Genomic DNA, 23083 nt, shown 5'->3' with positions numbered 1-23083 from the left:
TTTGTCGTACACGGTTATATGTACGGTAAATCTATCCAATGTATTTTCTTAATTGAAAATCAAGGATTGGGCGAAATCACAAAGATGTATTTTTGTGGGAAGGGAAGAATAAAGAATACCGTTTTAAAATTCAAAATCTTGAACCTATTTCATACTTGATGAAGGCTCTCAAATTTGTTTAAAGATCTACAACTGAGCCTATAAAAGGTTCTTTTCAAGTACTAGGTTAAGAAGTGGACAGTACACATAATAGCGTATTTCTATAAAACTCATTTTAACCTCGGTCAATATTAAAAAAGATTCCAATCACACTCTGATGTCATAAAAATGAGGCATATACTTATAGCTCTTTTTGTATTTTTCCAAATCATTCTCAGAAATCACGTTCATTTCCAATAATTCTTTTTCTTTAAGGTGAATTTTACTATTTATCAACTCTACTTCTTTTCGAGTTAAATTTGGCATTTCGATTTTGTATGCATTGTCCTCAGGATTAAAAAAATCAAAATCAACTAAACTTAATTCTTCCGGGTTAAAATTGTCGCCTCCCAAAACCCCACCATATGTAAACATATTAGCTCCTCGGTTTTCTCTGTAGATTACATTGAACAATTGATGAAAGTTAAGCTCCGATTCTATCCCAGATCTTTCTTTAAGTACTTTCTGAATGTGAGACAACAACATTTTTCTAATAGTTTTATGGTTATTTAGGCCCGAAAAATCCTCATTTGACAAATCGAAAGGAACCAAACTTCCAAACTTCTCTTTAAACTGCTCTGTAGTATATTCAGTATTTGTTTCAGAAAACTTGAGTTCTTTATTGCAAGAAATCACATAAATACTTCCTTCGGGTAGTTTTGAGAACAACAAGGTTATGTCATCGAACATATAATCATCCAATACCCCATCATAGTCAAGCCAAACTAGGCTCTTTTTCTTTAAGTCTATTTTATTTAAAGCCGAGGTACTACCTTCCATAAATATCTTAATAAATGAGTAGGGAGAATTGAATTCTATTTTTTCTTTACTAAAAGAGCCAGCTTCGATTGTCGTCATTTCATCAACATGTAGTTCCTTATGGAAAAGTTTAAAATCGGTAAATGTAAGCCCCCCGAATCCAATGTATTGGTATTTATTCCCAAAATAACCACACACACGCTGGAGGATTGCCAACATCATTTTTCTTTCAGTAAACTTAACAGGGCGAACCTCGTAGTTTAACTTTTTTGGACTATTCATATCTCCTAATTGGTTAATTCTTCCATTTTTAGGTAATATTCAAAAGTATATTCTCCCAATTGCTTAAAACTCGAGCATTCAGAATGTTGTTTGGCTTTGGAAGCCAGCTCCCTATCTACATTATAGGCTATCCGAACATGGCTTTTTTTATCTGCAATTGTATCTAAATCGATTTCTGGAGAAATAAACAGCCTTTCCTCATCTATATTTGCGGTTTTGAGTACTGCCACAGTAATATTGGCTTCTTGTTCGCCTAACATCTTTCTGTAATCATTGGCTTCACTTCCCAGCTTTCTAACTTCTTTTAGGAAACCCAATACCGAACTCATTGCTTCCCTCATAAAAAAAAGTACTTTTTTATAAAGTTCGGATGTGGTATCGATACCCTTTTTTGTAGTTGTTAAGGGTAGTTTTATTGTATCTTCTGAATCAAGGAAAACAACTCCCTTGAACATCACATAATCTGGATGCCACTTGGGAATATTGGAGGTTCCCCAACCTGTTTCTTCATATTTATTCTCTTCAACAACCAATCTGTCATTGCAATATATATACCATCCGGATGCTTTAGGTTCGCCAACATGACTCAATCCTGCGCTAATTCTAACAGTCACCCCATCAATTATCCCTTCATACATATAGGGCTTTGACTGCTCATTAAATAGGACAACCCCTCTTTTTTTAAGCTCCTTTCCATTTAACCTTATGATAAGACCTTTTTCTAAGCTAAAATTGAGAAACCGCTCTATATCATTCTCCAATTCCACTAAAAATTCGGGGTCTGAAAATATTGCCGAAACCTCTTTTTTTAAATTTGAAACAGCTATATATGTTCCGTTTTCTTCAAGATTAACCGTTTCTAAACTAATTAATTGATATTCAAAATTCCAATCATCGATTTCTATTTGTTCTTCATCATCATTATCCAATGTTACTGTCTTTTTCTTATTTTTCCATTGGGAAACATCGACATCGATTTGGAAGTGATCATTATCTGTTTTGGACTCAACTTCAAAGTTCATACCCATCTTGAAAAGCGCTCTTTTCATTCCTACTCCAAAACGACCAATTGATCCGGCATTATGAACCATTTCATCTGGACGACCAAATCGAAAAGCATATTTTTTTGCTGTTTCTAATGTGAAACCCCCACAATTATCCTTTACCTTAAACCCGTCATTACTGACCGTAATATCAATATAAAGACCTGTATAGTCATTAGGATTTATTGCATTCGCACCATCAATTGAATTATCCAATAAATCAAGTATTGCATCTTTTATTGAAATGTCACGGGTTATCATCTCGATAAAAAAAGTTTTTGTGGGATTCCCATTTATTTGATTGTCCATTTATTTGCAGTTAGATTTCATCCTTATGAATTTGATTTAATGTAAACAATGAACCTTTTTCAAACTCTCCAATATTTGAAATGGCCATTCCAGTCTCAATCTTCTCAATACTCCTAGCCGCCTTGATTCCTTCCCGATCACTTAATCCCAAAAACTTGCTTATGGCCTTCGAGTTACCCTTATCATTGATGTCAAGTAAAAATGCATTGTCACAGTTACTCGAAAATTCCGTTTCAGGCTGTGTAAACTCGGAAATACCTTGGGACAAAAGAATGACCGACACCCCTTTTGAACGGATTTCCCTGAGCATGGAATCAAGAAGATTTTGAGCCTTTTTATCCTTGAATATGACATGTGCCTCATCGATTACCAATGCATAACGAATCCCCTTGTAATTATTTTCAACAGGAGTGTTTTCCATATTCATAAAGATGTTATATACATAATTGATAATCAAAAAGACCGAGGTAAACCTAATCGCATTTGGTAAATCCCCACTTAAGGAGAAATAATGGTTTTTTAGCAAAAATGAATTTGAGTGGTTCTTTTGAAAAATATCAAGTTCGCTCAGTCCTTCCAAGATTTCCGTCAGCGTATCACGTTTATCCCCATAAACTTCGAGCACCTTTTCATAAATGAGATTCAATGTGGGGTATTCCCCCCCGGTCATGTCATGAAAAGCTTCCTTAGTCGCATGCTTCAGCTCCTGTTCCTGTCGCTTTCCAATATTGGAGTATTTGGCTATTATATCAACAAACTTATTGATTCCCATAAGTTTGTCCTTCTCATTGATATTATCAATAAAACTCAATGGGTTGAACGGAAATGGTTTGTGTGGTGCATCAATGAACTCACATTGGGTTCTAGTGAAAAAAGGCTGCATCACCTCAATATCTCCTTGCTTTAGCCCCTTAAAATCAAGAAAAAGATAGTTGACCTGTCCGTTACTTGACTTATGCAATCGATTAAGAAATGACAGGATAAACTGTGTTTTTCCCGATCCGGATTTTCCTGCCACTGCAATATGGGCATTGCTCCGCAAGGTAATATTATTCAACTCCATTGTAATCGGGTTATCTTGTCCATCATCAATGGGATTGCCTACTTCTATCAAAATAGGTTCAACAAAATAGCTCTTATCGATGTTCTGATTTGTATTCCGAACCGCAGAATTACTGACGGTCGTATCCTCAAGATAGGATATGCCCCTATCCAAATACTCTTGAAGAAAATCAAAAAAGGTAAAATTTGGATTATCCTCAAAAAGTTGGTTGATCATTTCGAGGCCATGGTCCACATGTAATTTAACATATTTTGGAATATCTTCATGTGTTCGATAAACTTCATAATGTTGACAAATAAGGGCTATTGAAAGATCTCGATAACGGGCATCAAAAAGAATATGGTCCTTGTACTCTTTGCCCTTGGAATCATATTCAGTGAACTCGGGTTTCGAAAATTTCTTTCCTGTTTGCAGGGAATATCCCAAAGCTAATCGAGCAATCACATTCTCCTTTGTGCCTGTAGGTAATTTACGGGTCAATTTTTGGACAACCTCCTTGTTTTTGCCGGAGGTATGTATGTTAATTTGATGCCACATATAACTCGTTGTATTTTGAGATCAATTTTTTGGGTTCAACTTCAAGAAATTCAGAACCTATGGAAGGAGTGTTCTTTATGATGTACGTATTGCTGACGTTCTTTATGAGAAGGTCATATTCCTCAGATGTTAACTCTTTATGTATCAAAGGGAAAAGAATCACCTGTTTTGATACTTTTGGATAAAAATGCTTGATAATGTTCTGGGCGTGCTCCCTGTCAAATTTTTGCATTGGACTATCAATGAAAACTGGAAAGTCAATATTTGACTCTTCCACAAGCGCACTGAGCAAGGCTGATGAATACATTTGACGTTCACCCATCGAAAGCGAACCCTTGTCGATTTTGACTTCCTTACTACCAATTTTAGTGTACAAACTTATTTCAATGTCCTCGCCAGAGAGACTGATATCAACTTCTACACGGGAAATAAAATCGTTTTTATGCATTAAAAGGTTCAATCCTTCTTTTATCCTGACCTCCAAGGATTCTTTTTTTCTTTCCTTAAATCTGGCAATAAATTTTTTAAGGGTCTTTACTTCATTTTCAATAATTTGATTTGCGGCTTGGTTCTTTTGCGAAACCTCAATCTTTTTTCTTAGTTCTGCTTGACGCTGGCGGGCTATCTTTTTGTCATTATTCAACCCTCCAAGCTTTTGATTCAAGACATCGATTTCCGATTCAGCTCCTGAAATGATACCATCAAGTTTTTTCTTTTGTTCCTTAAGGCCGGAAATGTAGGCATCATCGGCATCCTTTTCTGCCTTTCTCAGTTTACGTTGAATACTGGCAATTTCCGACCGTGCATTTTGGTATCCATTCGATATTTTTCTAAACTCTTCCTTGAAGGAATAGCGAAGGGTATCGATCAATTGATCCAATTCATTGACCTGAACAGAACTGAAATCATGAAGTATCGTAAAATCATCTGGAATTGAAGCACTATCCCCAAAGAAGTGTTTTCCAATAAGTTTTTCTATGTGTTCCTCATAAAATCTCCTAACACCAACATCCACTATTATATCGGTTTGGGAACGCAAGGTTTCAAGTTCATTAAGAAACAGTCTGGTTTTTTCTTTAGCATTGGATTGAGAATTTTCGCTTTCCTTTATTATTCGCTCATTTTCCAATTGAATGGCCATGTTGAATAAAGTATCTCCTGCAAGGCCAAAGGGAATGATTTCATAATAATCCTTTAATTGGATTCTTAAATCTTGGATAACCGTATCCAATTTGGATTCCTGTTCCTTTAATTCCTCTACTTCTTCCAGTGACATATGGTTACCCTCTTTGATAAGGGTCCGTTGTATCTTATCCGCTTCCGCTTTTTTTTCGACTTTTAATTGAGTGGCATCATCAATCTCTTTCTCAACATTCTCAATATCGATTTCAATTTTCTCCAGGGCAGCTTCAATATCAACAAAGTCCTTTCTGTCTTTTGGTTTTGCGGATTCCTTGCGGTATTCGTCCTGAAGGTTCTCCAACTGGGTCCTAAGTGCTTCATACTTGTGAATCCCCAAGACCTCTGAATATGCGGTGCCAAGTGCCTTTCTCTGCTCTTTGCCGTTCACTTCTGCCAACGAGACAATTTTTTCAGCATCAAAAAAGAAAAACTTTGCAATTTCAATTGGCAGTATGAACTCTCTAACAAATATTTCCCCACCATCCTGATTTTGGGTGGAAAGGTCATCCGTTATCTGGTTTGGGTGCCCATCAATAAGAATTTTTAGGTTTTCTGCTGTACCTGTTTCAGTGTTATAGGAACGGATTACCTTTACTTCATTACAGGTAATGTCCGGTATTTTAACCTCCGTGAATGTAACGGCAACGGAAAAGGTCGATTCCCCGTTCTCACGAGCTATGTGGTTGAGACTATTCCCTATGAATTTACCATATCCACCTTTATCCCAAATTTCCTTTTTATAAAGGTCATCCACCTTTTCCATTTGTCTTCCGTATAGACACCAAACAAGGGACATTAAAAAGGTGGTTTTACCAAAACCATTTTTTCCACTTATCACGATCAGGTTCTTTTCCTTATCTGGAATAAGTGAAATGTTGTTGACTCCCTTATATATGCGGAAGTTACGGAGCTCTATTTCCTTTATGTACATCTATTTTTTATCGATCATTTTTTTTATCCTCCTTTCAAGATCCTCTTTCAATCCTCGCTTTTTTGTTAAAAGCGCCTTATTCTTGGATAAGGCAAGATGATCTTGGATAAGGCTAAACTGTTCATCATTCTCGCATACTTCCTTTAGAAGCTCTTCCTCTTTTCTGAAATTTTCATCCTGTTTGTTCATATCCAGCTCTTTTGAGTAAACATTGTTGTATATGTGGGCCACTTTATATTTGAAGATAAAGTCCCTGTACCAAGTAACTTGGATCGCCACCATTTCCTGATTTGTTATAAGTTCAATTTCAGGATAGGTTTCTTGAATGGTCTTTTGGGTCTCTAAAAGTCTTTCCAAAATTTCAGCCCTATATTTAGCTTTATAGGTTCCCATGCCGTTCTTGGCATCAGTTCCATTTCTCCGCTTGGTAGATCTATTTTTAGGAATGTTCCTTCCTTCCATGAGCTCGTTCCTGAATTCAAGTAATGGTGCTAGCCAATTAAAGCCATTGTCTACTAACGAGGACATGGATTTATCCTTTTTGACCACCGTGCAGGTCCAACACCCAAACCTACTGTTTCCACAAGAAGAATGATTTTTATTGGAAACCATTGTTGGACATTCATAATCGTCCGAACTTGCATCCGAATAGATTTGAAAAAGTTCATCATTACTGGCACCCCAAGGTGATGGCATGGTATTGATAATGTACCATATCTCTTCCAACAATAAATTTTTGATTGGAGAATAAATAAATGCATTTCTAAGATTGGAATGTTTGGACAATCGCTTTCCCCTTATCTCATGCTTTTTGATCATTCGTGCCCTATTCTGGCTCTCATCCGAACGTGTCCCGACCAACACAATTGCCTTCCCTTTTTCATCGATTTGATCGACCACAAAACGGGAAGTAGGCTTGATTTTCAGTTTCTCCGTGCACCACCTAAAAGCATTGTTTGGCACTGGGTATCCCTTTCCAATAATGTTCAACCAAAAGGAATCTTCAAGCCTCGGTGTAGTTTTTTGGACTTGGATATTCAATCCATCTCTGACTGCTGTCTCTTGGATTTTATCGAGAACTTTGTCCACATAGTTTGATATAATGGGATTTTCAACCATAGTATCATTACAAACTACGTAAACATCACGGGGGGATATTCCATTGATATCACCAAGGTTTTTCAAAGCTGTCCATACCAATTGCAGCAGTACTGTGGAATCCTTACCGCCACTAAAGCCGATTATCCATGGTATGGCACCGTCATCCAAAAGGTATTGATCGGTTATTTCATTGATTATATGTTCAATTCTTGAACTCATCTTCATTATCAAAAAATATTTTTATACAAATTAAAGGTTTTTGTTGGTTTTTCTTACCCATTCGTCAGAGCATAACGTATGCATCGCAAATTGAATGAAAGCTCGAAAGAGTCGTTTTGCGAAACCAGTTTTTGACCAAGTTCGATTGGGGAGGGGAATATTGCTGAAAAATACGTTATTTATTACTGCTTTTAAAATGACCAATGAATTTTTAAATCGCAACACGGTCGAAATGAAAATTTCGGTAGCTGAAGAGATAATATTATAACTGTTATTAGCAAAGCTTTATTTCCCTGTAAATAAACCGTAGTGAAGCTTCGGCATTGGGTTCTTGAAAATATGTATCGAATCTCTCGACCAAATGTTCCAATGCAACCCTATATCTCGCCTTTCCGTGGCCATTGTCCTCATAATACTTGCATGGATTTTTGGGATGGATTTCTGTCGGAGTTGTAAATGCTTTAATATTGCGGTTCATATATTCAAATCGTAGTGAAGCCCTTCTATGGATATTCTCAAGGGTAAGTTCACTTGGATACTCAAGTACGTCATAATATAGTTCTTCTAATATGACAATGAATGCCCTTCTACGGGATAGTTTGGGTTTTATTGAAGCCTTTTCCAAGTCATCTCGTAGGTCTTGGACAATTCTTTCGGCTATCCTGATTTGGGATTGAGTATATTGCTTGCGCCCGATCAAGGAGGTCTCCTCTTCTCCCAATTTTTGGAGATGTCTGAGCAATCCATCCGAATCAATCATAAATTTGGCCCTTCCTTGCCTTTTTGTCTTGATATTTCCTTTTGGATAGCACTTTTCAATATCTTTGAATGTTCCTGTATCCTTACCGAAAGCCTCATCATATTTTCCTGAGCATAAGAACCTACGAAAAGAAATTCTGCTATATTAATCTTCTGGGGCTCTAACATTCCCCGGACCATCATTTGCAGAAACAATTTTTCCTGGGGATCCAACTTTTCATTCAGTTTGTCCAATTGCTCTCCCAATTTTTGAAGAAAATCCTTTTTATCTGCAATTTTATCCCACTTGATGTGACCAAAAGCATTTTGACCCATATATGCCATCAAGTAACGTCCGTATTCCCATTTTCGGTAAGAGGTGGTCGGGTCCAGCAGTTCCATTTCTACAAAATCCAATAACCTTTCATTGGAAAGAATTTTCTCAAGGTTGTGTTCCATTTGAAGTAGCTGTTGGAGCTCGGCCTTGGATCCTTGGTCCAAATTGTTCAATAGGTGTCCAACGAATGTTTGGGACACTTGAAACAACGGGAGCCTTTCCTCTATGAGGGTATTTAAAAAACGTTGGCGTTTCTCCTCCACCAATTCATCATAGTGGAGGCCATAAGCGAATAAGATTGCCACAAGTGAGTTCAACTGCTCTTCGGATAGGACTGTCTTTAAGGTGTTGGAGTCTTTGCCCCCAAGCTCATTTAACGTGTCCCGAAAAGACTTTTCGCCAATAGGCTTATCAAAATTCAATATGTCGTAAGCAATTTCTGCCATATGAATACTTTAGTGTGGTTCCATACATAAAAACAGTAGTTTTTAAACGGTTTTCAAAACCACAATTGTTCCTTACGGTTTGCAACTTTCCAATTGGATGATAGATTTACCTTAATCCTCTACGGAAGCACAAATATGTTTTCATCAAATCGACCAAACCCTTGGTTTTGTTCAAACTGTTCTCAAAATACATAATACTTAATCTAAAAATCAATCTTGGACATTATTTTTTCAAACAAAGACAATTAATTTAGCGGCAAAAAGACCAATGTTGACCTTTTTGTCGGCAAGAATTCATAGCAGGCCATTGATAAATTTTTGGGCATAGGGGATGCCCTAACAATGGAAAGGGAGAAAAAGAAAGGTCGCAAGGGTAGTGCCTTTAAATGAAGGTTCAGATCAACCTGAAATAAATAAGCGCCCTCATAATCTGCATGGTCAGTTCAAAAATGGCAAATATGGGAAGTACAAACCAGATGCCTGGGATAAGCCCTATTAGGATGATCACCAATAAGAATGGCAACCTCAACAATCGCTTGATGCGTAGGATCCCCAAATAAGTGTATAGAACCACCCAAAGAAAACCCACCAAGGGAAGATCGTTATAAAGTTCCGAAAATATCATATTCTTTGATTTTAAGTTCGATTTCAGTTATGTGAAAAATCGGCCCGCAAAAACCCTATAAATGACCGATTGGAAAACTTCGATACCGAGTCTTTTTCCGTTCATTTTTTCACCAATTCCTGTAGGCTTACCACATGGAGTTTACAGGGGAAAAAAGTGTCCGCTTTGTAAGCGGTACGGATAAAGCCGATGTAGCACCCGTCTCCGTATTCCAGTACCTTTATACCTTTATACCTACTGTCATTTGGGCCCTCCAAGACCTTGCCCCTGCACTGTACAAGATGATAAAGTGCCTGTAATTTTGTTCCTTGTACCCTGTTCCAGTTTCCCAACAGGGCAAGATCATGGATCACCCAATAATTGGATGCCTTTATGAACACTTTTTTATTATCCTTCATGTTCTCCTAGACTTTCACAGGGTTGACCGTCCCGCTTTTGAGGTTCACAAATCCCCCGTGGACGGATAATTGTCTATGCGACAACAACCTGAACAGGCAGTCCGATGCTTGAGCCACCAAGACATCGTTGATATAAAGGGACTGTTCCATCAACCGATCGGCATAGGCACATCCCCTTCCCTGTTGGGATTCGGTATCGTGATCTTCCAAATTCGGGAAAAGGTCGGTTATCTTCTTCAGTCTGCTTACGCACTCCAAAGAACCATCGCCCAATTTTCTATCTTCCTCGAACAAGCTACCAAGAACGAACTGCCCCGTGTCCCTGCTATTGCCCATGTCGAGCCAGTAGAACATTGTCCTATGTTCAGAACCCCTATGGGGGTGCCTCAAAGCCAAAGAAAGTGCCGTCCTGTATTTGGCATTGTCCACACAGGTCACGATGATGTTCGATCTGATGTCATCACCAAAGGTCATGGCATTCATCGGTATTCCTTCCCATTGTAATCCAAAGGCACGGTTGATCTTGGTCAGGGCATTGACTACCTTGTTCTGTCCAAGGTCATGTGGGGTGAACAATTGCCTACCGATGTTCATGGGTTCGACAATATCCCCATCAAATGCCCTGACGTGCAATCCGGGATGTCCCGTTTGGCGAAGGGCATAATCCAATCTCGCCAATCTCGCAAGGAATAGCGAACCATTTCCACCTACCCCTATCAACGAGATCGTGATCGGGTGTGTGGGGTTGAAGAAATAATTGGGGGCGATATGTATCCTATCTTTCATAGAGTTGTTTTATGGTCATGTTGTTCGCAATGAGTAGGGCATCGTCGAAACGCTGCTTTCCATTGAGATTTTTCATCCTTTCTACAAGGTTTCCCTTGATCAGGTCGTTATGGTGGGTTTCCGTGAAAACCGAGGAAAAGAACTGTTTTTCCATAAACCCCATGATGTCCTCATAATGCTCGAACCCGTTATAGTCCATGGAAACATTGCCCATGCAGACCCTGCCCCGTGCATTGACATTGGGCAAGGGGGCATGGTATAACCCTGTATCTCCGTCAAGGACATCGCTCCGCTTTAGGGCGAATACGTTCAGAGTGTTCCCTTTCAACGAAAAGACCAGTTTGGGGAGGGGGTACTGTCCTATCGGAATGCCCATCCTTTCATCAAAATACAGGGTGTGCCGTTTTGGATGGACGATCCATATCAAATGGAGTTCCCCCTTGAAATCAATGTGTACCAGATTCTTGGGCAACAATCCCTTAAAGGAAAATTTTATCAATTCCCCTTCCAAGCACCTGAAGAGGTTCCGTGCGGTATCCTTGGTCAAGGGCATCCCCGCTGTAAGACATTCCCCAACTATCCTATGGTAGGCAAAATAATGCTCCGTATTGTAATGACTTGGTGTACTGGCATAGCCTATCAATGCAAATCTCGGCACCAAATGATCGTCCATGTCCAATTCCATGATCTTTTCCATATCAAATCCGTTCTATCAGTTCGTTCAGTTCACAAATAAAGTTTTCCACTTCCTTCAGTTTTTCCTCCAGTCCTTCCTCAAATGCCCCCATCCCATCATTGCTAACAGTCGCATGGGCATAGGTGGAGAGCAGGTCGTACTCGTTGGAGCAATCATTGAGCATATTGATGTACGATCGGGTAAATTCGCTCTCGTCATCATCGGTTATCAAGAACGTATGGTAAAAATCGACCATGCTCTCATATCCATCACGGACGGAGATCCGTTGTACCACCTGAAAATCCAATCTTTCCGAGGCCAAAAGGAGTTCCTTTAGTTTCTTGTACACCTCCCTTTTGGGTCTGTAGCTTTCCAATCTGGATTTCCAGTCCCTTACTTGAAAGTCGTTGTATTTCCTTTCGTAGCGACTCAGGAAATCAACTGAACCTTTCAATCTCTCCCCATAATCCTCATTGTGGGCTTCCCTGCAATATTCCATTTCCTCGATCAAAAAAGTCCATATCCAATCGATCCTGTCCTCGCACGTATCAAAGATCGAATCAAAGGGAAGTCCCTTGATAAAGGATAGGAGTATATCGAACAATTTTCTGTTCTTGCGCTTCATCCCGTACAATGGCTTTAGGTTGATACAGTAGATATTGCCCTTGTTCCCTATGTACCGTTTCAGGTCAAGTTCCAACTCCCCATCGCAATTGCGACATACATCGATAAGATCGACCCTTGCCCTGTCCCTGAGCCTGTTCGCACATCTGAGAATAAGGTCTTGCAGACTGTCCCTTTCATCGAACCTCCAAGAATTGATGCTCCCCGTGAACTTTCGGGTAACCTCCACCATCAGCCCTGCCAATTGGCGAAGTCCGTCCCCTGAATACTTTTCCGATATATCGTTCATGGCAATGGGCCATACATTCACGTCAGGAAGCAGTCCGTTCTTTTTGACAATGCCTTCATCCGCCTTGTCCCTGTACGGTGGCTGTCCTGTTGGAACGCCCTGAACAGGTCGTTGTGAAACTCCGTGAGTTCCCGTGAGGTGATGGTCTTTGATGGTGTTGTACATTTTCCCTTGTTTAAAAATTCATCCACGTTCATATCATCAACCTTTGGTTCCCGCCAATAATTGGAAGTGCACCTCATGGAACCCATCGATAATGCCCTTGTCCATGACATTGGCATTGGTCAGTTCGGGATATAGTGCGGAATAATGCTCCATGATCCTTTCATGTCCCATTTCGGGGTCGATATCCTCCAGTTCGATCTTTTCCCTGTTACCGTTCAGGAAAAGGTACTTTCGTGTTATGTTAGCGATCTGCATCTTGGAAAAGGTTTGGTGATTCATATTGGGACATCTGCTCCAAGACCTTTTTGGCCTCTTTGTTCTCGGGGTCAATAGCCAAGATCTCCTTGGCAGCCTTGATCGCCCTCTCATGGTCTTTCATCGGGTTGAAGTCCTTTTCCTTGATAAGGTTCTGCAAGGCGGTGGTCTTCTTGCCCAAAGATTCCTTTTGTTTCTTGGCCTTTGCCGTTCTGCCCTCGGAAGCCTTCAGGGATGCCTCATAGGCCTCCACGCTGTCGAACATGGTCTTTGTGCGCTCCAATGGTCTTTGGACGGCCTCGAAGAACTTGTTGTCCATTTCCTCAACGCTTGCTCGTAGGCTCAATGGTCTTAGGGATTTCAGTCCCTTGTCATCGGCATGGCTCTTGGGCAGTACGGACACCGATACTTCTCCATCGGAAAAGGTGATGCTCAGCCCCAACTGTCGTACCCCCGTTTTTTCAAGGGATGAAAAAAATTGGTTCATAAACGATGTATTTAACTGTTTTACAATTGATTAACTATTGTAAATATACGATCAGGGGGTGGGTAGGGCAGGATAATCCGAGGAAATATCCACCCTTTTCTTCTTCCTCCCTTTCCACAAAAAAGCACCCGTCAGGGTGCCATGTCCCATGACAGCATCCATGGGTCGACAGGGGTCGTTGTCCCATTTTATGGGTAGGGAAAAGAATGATCCGAGCGGTGGGAAGATAAATGCAAGTGGGCGTTTTTTCGCCCGCTTGCTTTTATGCCCGGTTCCGAGGGGGTTGAACGCCCGGACCGAAGGGAAGGGTCTTCAACTTCCGCAGGAACAGGGATGACAGCATAAAAAATACTTCATTATGGTAATCCTGCCCATTCTGTTCTTATTTTTTGGGAGGGGAAAATTCCAATTTTATTTTCCAATCCAAGGCATTCATCTTTTCTAAAAAACCATGGATTCCTTGTATCAGATCTTTGTACGTCGGGGAATCCCCATAAATCATCTGTTCCTGCATTGTCCTATAATCGGCCTGCCAAGCTTCTTCGAGATCCGATGGCGGGATGGGCTGTATAGTCTGGGGTTGGTGCAGGTTATAATCCACCCCGCCAAGTCTTGTGAACACATATCTGTGGCTGACAATGGTTTCATATAATCCTATGTCATGGATGGCATTGGTCGCAAATTCCGTTTTCGCCAATTGATAGATATCATAAAGGTGGCGGCTAAGCCTGTCCACCCTTATCTTTTCCTTGGGACGTTGGAATTCCTCGTGCAAAAGGAACAGTTTTTCCAAAAAAGTCCTTTCGGGCGTTACGGATGGGACCATCACCGGAGGCTCCATGAATTCGGCATCGGGATATTGTTCATCCACAAAGGAACTTATCGGTTTGGGGCTAAAAGGTTCCCTTAGGGAACGGCAACCGATCTCGACCTGGACCCTTAGCTGTATGTATCCGGGGGATTTGGTGATATGGGGATAGTAGATTTCTATGATACGTGGATCTTGGTCGCTTGATTCGGCGGGAACGATATTGAAACCGACATCATTGAATCCGTTCTCCGTGAACCGTCTTTGCAGTTCAGGGTAGAATTCCCCTGAAATATAGGAACTTGTTTCTTTCCTGAGTTTCGTGAGCTGTTTTTTTGATAGTTCCCCGGAATACCCAAAAAAACTACGGTCAACGGCGAGGTCAATATCCTCGCTGAACCGTTCTATCTGTTTCCATGCCTTGCTCAAGGATGTCCCGCCCTTGAACACCAAATGTTCACCTATTCCCATTTCAAAGATCGTCCTCAATGTATGGACGACCCACCAGTCCTTTTCAACTGCAAAATCGGGCACTCCCGTTCTGTTCCCTACATTTTGATAGATGGCCAGTTTATCCTCTTTGGGGATGTTGTAAAATGTGGTTTTATCCATTGTCCAAGCTCTTTTCCATAATTTTCTGTATCCATACCGGTGCCAGTTCTATATCATGGAGCAGGTCCTTTTGGTCTTCTTTTTTCAAAAGGGCCATGATTTTTGCTTCCTCCTCTTCCGTTAATCTGTCCTTTCCAATTTCACGGAGGGCCTGTATCACCAATCTGCTTATCCCGCCCTTGGCCGATAGATTCTTGGGGGTGGTCTTCTTCAGTTTTATACTTCGTTTGCCCAGTTTTATTTCCCTGGGGGCTCCATCGGTAAGAAAGACAAGTTTCATGGGCACTTGTGTACTGAGCCCCAGCGCACTTAGGGCATATGCCCCGGTGGGCACCAACCTAATCTTGTCCCTTTTGGCTATGGCCATTGCGATTTCCTCCGCCGTTGGCAATACCTCCCCTGCATATTTGCTTATTTTGGGACGCGCATAGATTCCCTGGGCCACCCTTTGTACATAACCTTCCTTTTCCAATCTATGGAGGGCCAAACGTACCGCTTCGGATGAACCCAGCCCCCGAAAGTCGTCAGGGAACAATAGCTCTCCCCGTTTCTTCCTGGAAATACTTTTCTTTATTTTGGACTCGATACTCTCCATAGGCTTATTTTGTAACAAATTTAGCAAATATTTGTTACAATAATTTTCCATGAAGGCTTTTTTACCATTTGGTATTGTACCCGAGGGTATAAAATTGCAACCATGGCCTTGGAACGGTTCATAATGATCGGCCCGTCCCTACATCCAAGGACTCCGAATGGGAGATTACCGATTTTTCAGGTTCTTTTTCCTTATCAGTAATATCCACATCGAACTTTTTGTCCAGTTCATCGTTGATCTGTTCCATTCTTGTTTCCACCTCCTTGAGTTCGTCCGATTTATCAAAATCAAGGTCCAAGATCTTTTGGTTGGCGGTAATGTGGTGTCCATGGTCAAGGGCCAGTTCCTTTTGGTCCTTAATTGACCGGGGAACCTTGGAAAGGGCATTGTACATGTAATCGGCAACACTCTTGGGGTTCGTAACGATTCGTCTGGCCCCATGTCCATAGGTCGCATTGTCGGTCCGGACAAATAGGGAATGGGTCTCCACATCCTCTATCCTGATGCACAGCCTCGCCCCATCCATCTTTAGGACCTGGTGTTCCGAAGCCATGCCATTGTGCTTCTGAAAAAAATCGATAATGGCCTGTCCAATATCCGTATCCTGGGCATTTGATGGAAGCTCCATAGCATCCCTGACAAGTCCATAATAAGTTTCCTTGCTTTCCATCAATTGCCATATCGGCAGGTCCCTTTCGAGCTTTTCAATGTTCTTCGATACCTTTTCCCTCTCCCTGGAATGGAACCGGATGTTGTTCTCCGCTTCAAGCCTGTTACGCTTGAAGATGGATCGTTCCAGTTGAAGCTCTTCCAGCCTCTTGCCCAGTTGTTCCTTTTCCAGAAAGAGCGGGTCGTTCTTGGCCACGGCCAACAGGGTCTTGTAATCGATGGACCCGTTGTCGTCCACTGGGCCCATGTCCAGTCTGTTGAACTGGATGGTTCCATTGGTGATCTGTTCGATAAAGTTCTTTTTGGTATTGACATTATTGAGCATCAGGGCATCGGTGGAGTTCTCGACGATATAAAAGGAGATGGTGACCTTATTGTCCCAATATTTTTTGGCCATTTCATTCCCTTTCCTTGCGCCCCTTCCGTTACGCTGGTCCACGTCCGTGGGCCGATGGGGAATATCGACATGGTGGATCCTGACCATCCTTCGCTGGATATTGGTTCCTGTTCCCAATTTTTCCGTGGAGCCAATGATGATACGGTACTTGCCGGAGTTCAGGTCATCAAAGCATTGGAGCCTTTTTCCATCGGTCTTGAAATCGTGGATGAACACCACCTCTTCGGACGGGACATCAAATTCCTCGGTCAAGATCCGCTTGATCTCCGAATAAACGTTAAAGGTGTCCTTTGGGGTGCCCAGATCGGAAAAAATCGCCTGGGTACCTTTAAAATCGTTGCTCTCGGTATAGGTCCGATAGACCTCACGGGCGATGATTCGCAATTTGGCCTCCCCGGGATCCTCCAGATCGGGGTTGAGCAATCTGGGATCGATGGAGGCATGCCGCATATGGTGCAGCGCAATCAGGGAAAGTGCCCCCTTTTGATCCTCGGTATAGGTCTTGTTGCCATACAGATGGTCACTGTTCCCTGTTCCAAGAAAGGTCTTTATTTGTTCAAAATAGGCCAATTGGCCCTCGGTGGGCTTGATGGTATGTACATCCATCACCGCTTTGGGCCGATCGATATGGTGGGTCCGTGCGTTGACGATGATGGAAATTTCATTGTACAGGGTGGACAACAGCTTCATCTTCTTGAAGGAGCGGAACCGCTCACGGACCTTATAGTCCCCCGAGACCGTGGGCTCGAACTCATAGGATTTATTGGCGAAAACCTGGGCCCATTGGTCAAAGGAGGCTATGTTCATTTCCTTGAGCCTTTCCGGGATCAGGTACTTGAACAGGACGTACACCTCGGTTATGGAATTGGAGATGGGCGTGCCCGATAGAAAAGTGGCCTGAAAGTCTTTCCCTCTGGATCTTTGGAGGGTCCTGATCGCCGTGTACAGGTTTTTGCTCCTTTCAGATCCGGTACTGGTGTTCAGGCCTGCCACCCTGGAATGCCTGGTGGTGTACATCAGGTTCTTGAACTTATGGGACTCGTCGACCATGATATGCTCAAATCCCAATTGGTCAAAGGTCAATATCCTGTCCTTTCCTTTTTCGATCTGGTGGTAAATGTTCTGGAGCTGTGCCTCCAGGTTTTCCTTTCGTATCTCCAGCCCCTTCAGTACCCTTTTATTGATATCGTACTTGTTCTCATAGATCACTCCCAGGTCCTTTTCCAGATTGTCCAGTTCCTCTTGGATGATTTCCTTGATGATCTCGGGGGACTGGGGTATGAACTTGAAGGTATCGTGGCTCATCAATACCACATCGGGACGTTGGGAGACGACCTTGGCAAAAAAGGCGTTCCTTTTCTGGAGTCCCGCCACCTCCCTGTCGTTGGCCACCAACAGTTTCATTTGGGGAAAGGCATTGCGGAACTCCTTTTCCAACTGTACCACCGTCGATCTCAGGCCGATGATCACCGTCCTTTTGGACAGGCCGAGTTCACGGAGTTTTTCGGTGGAAAGTGCCATATCCAGGGTCTTTCCGAAACCGACCTCCTTATTGACCAGGAGACCTTGGTTGATGATGATCCCGGCCACGGTGTCTTTTTGACTACTGTAGGGTTCAAAGTGTCTCAATCCCTGGAACTCCAGATAGCTCCCATCATATTTGGGCATGATCTTGGCATCATAAATGGAATAAAATTGGAACTCCAACGACTTTTTGAGTTCACTGTTCCCGATCACATATTCGTTGAATTCCCTGTATAGGATCTCAAACTTTATGTTCACCTCCTGCATCTTGGTCTTGTCGGTCCTTTTAAAATCCCCGGACCCTTTTGATATATAGGGTATGGTCGAGTTCAGGACACCTTCCAGGATGTCCTTGAAACCGTAGTATCGGTGTTCGGAACTGACGTAAAACTTTTTGACGCTCGCATAGTCGTATTTTTCGATCTTGACCATGTATTTTGAAGTGGTCTCATTGTAGCTTATGTGTGCCAATGTACCATAGGTGTCGAAAATAAAGGATTGGGTCACCTCAATGGGAAACCAGGGCTCATGGATCTTGACATCGAGATCCTCGAACGGGGTAATCGGCGGGTTGACCTTTTCCAGTTCCAAAATGGACCGGGAGAGGATGTCCTTGTCCACAAAGGAACGGAACTCCCCAAAATCGTTGTTCCGGTACCATTGTATCTTTTTATGGATGACACCGGACACAAACAGATATTTTGGGGCAAGCCTGCACCCATCTTCGGTCGGGTCGATAAACAACAGGCCCTTGGAAAGGGATTCCCTGATCACGGTTTCATTCGGCTTGTCCGTAAGCCCGGCAATGGCATCGATATCGATCCGATTGTACCGGTTCAGGGAAAAATAAATGGCATCCTGTAGGGTCAACCGTTCGGGGCTTTCTTCCACTTGTGGGGCCCAGGGGGTCAAAAGAAATTGGCCCTTGGCAAAAGTCCCTTGTTCAGGGCTTTCCAATGCCAGTATCAAAGGTCCCTGGACATCTAGGGTCACTAAATGGTAATTGGCCTTGTCGTTCAGGTTCCCGTATTGGAAAAGGAACACGTCGTATTGATAGTTCAGGTCCTCCCAGATTTTCTGTCCATCTACGACCTTGGGATCCAACAGCTTTACATAGGTGTCCCGTAAGGAGATGATCTTGGTCAGTTTATCGAACTCGGCCGGTTTGGTCTTCAAGTAGTAATACTGGCCGGAATCGGTAATCTTTGCAATTTTTTGTTCCGCTACGATTAGGCTGCCCGGTCTTAATGGGCCTTCATATGACTGTTGAGGGTTTCTAGGCACAGCGGCCATATCCGTTTTTTTCTCCGTTACTGTCCTTGATTTGGTAATCGATGACCTTAAGGTCAACAAGGCTTCCCTTATGGCGGGTTCGATAGTGGCAATATTATTGGGGTTCTTTACGGTATAATCGGAACGATCATAAAGCCCTCCCGGTTCCATGGTCCCCAGGATATTTTCGGGATGGGCATCAAAATAGGCATTCATTTGGATTTCGTTGCCTTCAAAATCGACCTTTGCCGTTCCCATGAAAAGTCGGTTCCTTTCCCCCTGTTCCAAGGATGGGTTCTTGGCACGGCTTTTTTGGAAGACCAGGATATCGGCGATCACCGAGGTGTTTTCCTGCTCAAAGGCATTGTCCGGCAACCTGACCCCACCCAAAAAATCATTGTCCTTAATGACATCTTCACGGATTTGCCCATATTTTGCCTTATCAAGGAAATTCTTGGTACATATCAATACCACCAATCCCTCTGGTTTGGCCAATGCCAGACTTTTATGGACAAAGTAGCTATGGACATTGCTGGTAAGCCCGTCCCTTAACGGATGGCCTGCAAGGTCGGGATCGAAGACCTTGTTGGCACCAAAGGGGATGTTGCTGATGACCAGATCATAACTTTTGGTGGCATCGCTCTGGCCGATACCCTCAAATGGGATGCCGAACACCCGAACATTGTCCCTGTGCTTGAAATTATGTTCCAAGATCCGTGCGGTCAGGATCTCCTTTTCAAAGGCCGTGACCCTGGCCTTGGGATATCGGTGCAACAGTTCCCTGATGATCAACCCGTTCCCCGCACTGGGCTCCAAAATGGTCCCTGGGGAAAAGTCGGGTATCCCGGCCAAAAATTCCATCATGGCCCGGATTACGGGCACTGGGGTATAGAACGAGTTCAGTGAGCCCTTTTTTAGGCTGTCCACAAGGGTATCCGTATACGTATCGCCCACATATTGGTTCAATGCACCTAAAAACCGTTCCCGGTATTTTTCATTTTTGAGGATGTCGAAAATGTTGCCGAACCCTGGATTGTTGATGAACGTATGCCCGAGGGTGTCCGAATTTCGCAATGCGTCAATGGTCCGGACCATAAAGTCCAGATATTTCTTTTTTGAGTATTTCATAGATCGTGAGTTAAGGAATTTTTTGGACCGTCCATTAAGGTCGGCCCTGTAGGGGTTGTTACCCATGTTTTAAGGTTGTAATGCCATAGTGCTATGTTCTTTTAAATGTTAAAGCCGAATGCATGAATGTCAAGGGAGATCATTATATCGTACAGGTTTTTATCCCTGTCCAATTGGATCCTGGCCAAAACAACTGGTCTGCGGTCCGGGCCGCTATTGCCAAGGATGGATCTCATGACCTATAGTTTTAGCATGTTCTGTTCTTTGGGTTTCTTGATCTGCTCCTTTTCCAGATTATATAGCATTGGATCGAATCCATAGGGGTAATCATTGCCATCAAATGTGGGCGATTTTCCCATATCCTGGAACACAAAGTCTCGTAACGGAAATGTAGGTTCCCCCGTTTTGGTGGTATGATGGGGCACCCCCTCCACAAGTACATAATGGGTCCCCGATCCATCCCTTACGATTTCCCTTTGCCAGTGGTCATACTGGCCCGTTCTGATGATTGTTCTTGTTTTCATGGTTCATATATTTAGCGTGTTTTCGATTTTCCTTATGTCCAGTTTCTGTTCTTTGATTGCATCCAATGCCATCTGTAGATTTTCCGAATCCGAAAAATGGGTCCGAAGGTGTCCCATGACCGGTCCATTGACAGGCCTGAAATGTAGTTCTTGATTATTTCGGCCGGTTTCGGCATAGTGCCATCGGCCATCCATATAATGCCTTTTTAGATAAGCGGTCCGTCCACCGCTTTCCAATCGGATCGCACCCTTTTCGATCACGAAGTCCTTTTCCTTTACAATCTTTTTGGCCAAGTAGTACTTGACCTTGGCACTATGGGCAAGGGACTCCATAGCTTCCCTGAAAGTTGTCCAGTCCATCCCCTGGGTCTTTTCACCGTTCCTTTTACCAATGTACAACTGCCCCTCCCTGATGCCGAGGACAAGTCCGAACCTGAGCTTGGCAATCCGATCGACCCGTTCGTTCCGGAGCATTTCTTGGATTTCTTCACGGGTAAGGTGCAGCAAATCCGCAGAGGTCTTGAGAAAGGGTTGGAAGACAAGATAATGTGCATTGGCCTCCGTCAACCTTAGGATTTCATGGCCTTTTATCGATGCTGGGAACAGGATCGGTCTGTGCAGGTGCTCCAAGAGATGCTCCAAGAGATGCTCCAATACCCCTGCATCCAATGGCAATACCCCGTTCCCAAAGTATTTATTGGACCTAAAGGACTTTTCGATAATGAGGTCATACATTTTACCGAGGGATTCGAAATCGGATGGAACGGTCCTTTGGATGTCCCTTGCAAAAAAGGAATGTCCTAACTCAAGTCCGTCCGTTGCCTTTGGATGAAGACTGGACAATCTTCCCAAGAGTTCCGGCCAATCCAGTGGTTTCCATATGGGAATGTTATCATGGTCCCTCAGGGCCATAACGGGGGCTTTCCGATGTCTGTCGTACCCGAACCGGATCGAGGCCAGGAGGTCGTCATTTTCACTGACCTTGATGGTTCCCATGGCAACCACTCCTTGGTCGAGTTTCACCAACCCTTCTTTTTTCCGATGATAGGAAATCAGGCCGTTCAACGAAGCATCCGCATGCCCCGTTTTGGCCATATCCAGGTTCCTGTGATACTTGAGCCTTTGGATGTCCTGGATGTCCTCCGGGCGGACCCTTTCATATTCCAACGTGGCAAAGTCCCTAAAGTCCCTGTTCAACAACTTTTCCTTAAGGTTCCATAATCTGGCCATGAGCTTTCTTGCCCTTTGCCATGGGTCTGGTCGTCTGTTTTCCTGTAATGGCTCCATAATTATTGTTCGATGAGTTCAAGTATGATCTTACGCTTCAGGTCCAATGAGGGTATGGGATCGATCTTTTCGCTGTTCTTGCTGACCTCATAATGCAGATGGCATCCAGTGGAATCCCCTGAACTGCCCACAGTCCCGATCAATTCGTGCTGTTGGACAAATTGCCCCTTGCCCACCAAGACCTTTGTCAGGTGCCCGTAAAGGGTCCTGAAACCAAAACGGTGCCGGATGATGATGTGGGTACCATACCCCGTTTTGGAACGAAGGATTGAAACCACCGTACCCGATGCAGTGGCATATACCTGTTTGTCCCTGGGGGCGGCAAAATCCAGGCCCATGTGTTTTTTCCTTTTTCCGGAAATGGGATGTACACGGTACCCAAAGGCACTGCTCAACCTATAGTCCCCCTTTTCCAAGGGCGTACACGAGGGGATTTCGTCCAACAGTCCGGGACTGTACCTGAAATAGGTTTCCAGGGAGGACATATAGGTGTAGTCCGGGATCTGGAAAAGATACTTTACGATCCTTTCCTCTATTTCAAAGAGCAACCGCTCCCTTTCCCTGTCCGAGACCACGCTGTCCATTGGGGCATTCCCTGTATTGGCCCTGAGGGACATACCATAGCGGTCCATGGCCACCATCTGTTCCCCGATATCCTCCTCCATCATGGAAAAGGCCTTGCCCAATAGAAGTACCGTTAGGGCAACGATAAGGAATATGAGGTACCGGACCTCCTTCTTGCCAAAGGATATCAGATGTCCCAATATCCGTTTCAGACCTTTTTTATTGAAAACCATTGCCATTTGAAAAGTTTTTA

The 23083-nt window shown here is 43.0% G+C and carries 21 protein-coding genes; all 21 read right to left on the bottom strand.

Going from position 1 to position 23083, the window contains the following annotated elements; genetic code table 11:
* Positions 1-306: 306 nt before the first annotated feature.
* The 21 genes from J0654_RS00825 to J0654_RS00730 all read right to left on the bottom strand — a co-directional run bounded on the left by J0654_RS00825 (position 307) and on the right by J0654_RS00730 (position 23069).
* Positions 307-1239 (bottom strand): O-methyltransferase, encoded by a 933-nt coding sequence (locus J0654_RS00825; RefSeq protein WP_207025797.1) that lies wholly within the window; start codon positions 1237-1239, stop codon positions 307-309.
* A 5-nt stretch (positions 1240-1244) separates the two neighbouring features.
* Positions 1245-2591, bottom strand: a complete 1347-nt coding sequence (locus J0654_RS00820) for an ATP-binding protein (RefSeq protein WP_207025795.1) — start codon at positions 2589-2591, stop codon at positions 1245-1247.
* Between the two features lie 10 nt (positions 2592-2601).
* Positions 2602-4191 carry a DndE family protein gene (locus J0654_RS00815; RefSeq protein ID WP_207025792.1) on the bottom strand — a complete coding sequence of 530 codons (1590 nt, stop codon included), beginning with the start codon at positions 4189-4191 and terminating at the stop codon, positions 2602-2604.
* Positions 4175-6304: a DNA sulfur modification protein DndD gene (dndD, locus tag J0654_RS00810; protein ID WP_207025789.1), complete on the bottom strand. Its 2130-nt coding sequence runs from the start codon at positions 6302-6304 to the stop codon at positions 4175-4177. The genes J0654_RS00815 and dndD overlap by 17 nt, the downstream gene beginning before the upstream one ends.
* Positions 6305-7624, bottom strand: coding sequence for a DNA phosphorothioation system sulfurtransferase DndC (dndC, locus tag J0654_RS00805; RefSeq protein WP_207025787.1), 1320 nt, complete (start codon positions 7622-7624; stop codon positions 6305-6307).
* Positions 7625-7898: 274 nt separating this feature from the next.
* Positions 7899-8384 (bottom strand): hypothetical protein, encoded by a 486-nt coding sequence (locus J0654_RS00800; protein ID WP_207025786.1) that lies wholly within the window; start codon positions 8382-8384, stop codon positions 7899-7901.
* Positions 8381-9145, bottom strand: a complete 765-nt coding sequence (locus J0654_RS00795; RefSeq protein WP_207025784.1) for a hypothetical protein — start codon at positions 9143-9145, stop codon at positions 8381-8383. Before J0654_RS00795 ends, J0654_RS00800 begins: the two co-directional genes overlap by 4 nt.
* A gap of 394 nt (positions 9146-9539) precedes the next feature.
* Positions 9540-9770 carry a hypothetical protein gene (locus J0654_RS00790; protein ID WP_207025782.1) on the bottom strand — a complete coding sequence of 77 codons (231 nt, stop codon included), beginning with the start codon at positions 9768-9770 and terminating at the stop codon, positions 9540-9542.
* 101 nt (positions 9771-9871) lie between these two features.
* Positions 9872-10168 carry a hypothetical protein gene (locus J0654_RS00785; RefSeq protein WP_207025781.1) on the bottom strand — a complete coding sequence of 99 codons (297 nt, stop codon included), beginning with the start codon at positions 10166-10168 and terminating at the stop codon, positions 9872-9874.
* Between the two features lie 6 nt (positions 10169-10174).
* The gene (locus J0654_RS00780; protein WP_207025780.1) at positions 10175-10954 is read right to left on the bottom strand and encodes a PRTRC system ThiF family protein; all 780 of its coding nucleotides are present in this window, start codon (positions 10952-10954) and stop codon (positions 10175-10177) included.
* Positions 10944-11651, bottom strand: a complete 708-nt coding sequence (locus J0654_RS00775; protein WP_207025779.1) for a hypothetical protein — start codon at positions 11649-11651, stop codon at positions 10944-10946. Before J0654_RS00775 ends, J0654_RS00780 begins: the two co-directional genes overlap by 11 nt.
* Position 11652: 1 nt before the next feature.
* A complete protein-coding gene (locus tag J0654_RS00770) occupies positions 11653-12708 on the bottom strand; it encodes a hypothetical protein (protein ID WP_207025778.1) in 1056 nt (351 codons plus the stop codon).
* Between the two features lie 36 nt (positions 12709-12744).
* On the bottom strand, positions 12745-12963 hold the full coding sequence (locus J0654_RS00765; protein WP_207025777.1) for a PRTRC system protein C: 219 nt from the start codon (positions 12961-12963) through the stop codon (positions 12745-12747).
* Positions 12950-13450, bottom strand: coding sequence for a PRTRC system protein E (locus J0654_RS00760; protein ID WP_207025776.1), 501 nt, complete (start codon positions 13448-13450; stop codon positions 12950-12952). Before J0654_RS00760 ends, J0654_RS00765 begins: the two co-directional genes overlap by 14 nt.
* 382 nt (positions 13451-13832) lie before the next feature.
* Positions 13833-14870 carry a nucleotidyl transferase AbiEii/AbiGii toxin family protein gene (locus J0654_RS00755; RefSeq protein WP_207025775.1) on the bottom strand — a complete coding sequence of 346 codons (1038 nt, stop codon included), beginning with the start codon at positions 14868-14870 and terminating at the stop codon, positions 13833-13835.
* On the bottom strand, positions 14863-15465 hold the full coding sequence (locus tag J0654_RS00750) for a DUF6088 family protein (RefSeq protein ID WP_207025774.1): 603 nt from the start codon (positions 15463-15465) through the stop codon (positions 14863-14865). The genes J0654_RS00755 and J0654_RS00750 overlap by 8 nt, the downstream gene beginning before the upstream one ends.
* A gap of 118 nt (positions 15466-15583) precedes the next feature.
* On the bottom strand, positions 15584-20455 hold the full coding sequence (locus tag J0654_RS00745; protein ID WP_207025773.1) for a helicase-related protein: 4872 nt from the start codon (positions 20453-20455) through the stop codon (positions 15584-15586).
* 101 nt (positions 20456-20556) lie between these two features.
* Positions 20557-20691: a hypothetical protein gene (locus J0654_RS18335; protein ID WP_262897155.1), complete on the bottom strand. Its 135-nt coding sequence runs from the start codon at positions 20689-20691 to the stop codon at positions 20557-20559.
* Between the two features lie 3 nt (positions 20692-20694).
* A complete protein-coding gene (locus J0654_RS00740) occupies positions 20695-20979 on the bottom strand; it encodes a hypothetical protein (RefSeq protein ID WP_207025770.1) in 285 nt (94 codons plus the stop codon).
* Positions 20980-20982: 3 nt separating this feature from the next.
* Complete coding sequence (locus J0654_RS00735; RefSeq protein ID WP_207025769.1) at positions 20983-22266, bottom strand: hypothetical protein; 1284 nt, start codon at positions 22264-22266, stop codon at positions 20983-20985.
* 2 nt (positions 22267-22268) lie between these two features.
* A complete protein-coding gene (locus tag J0654_RS00730; RefSeq protein ID WP_207025768.1) occupies positions 22269-23069 on the bottom strand; it encodes a M23 family metallopeptidase in 801 nt (266 codons plus the stop codon).
* Positions 23070-23083: the final 14 nt, after the last annotated feature.

It is taken from the genome of Flagellimonas profundi, from assembly GCF_017313275.1.
In the GTDB taxonomy this organism is placed as follows: domain Bacteria; phylum Bacteroidota; class Bacteroidia; order Flavobacteriales; family Flavobacteriaceae; genus Flagellimonas; species Flagellimonas profundi.
This window is presented reverse-complemented; position numbering and strand designations above follow the sequence as displayed.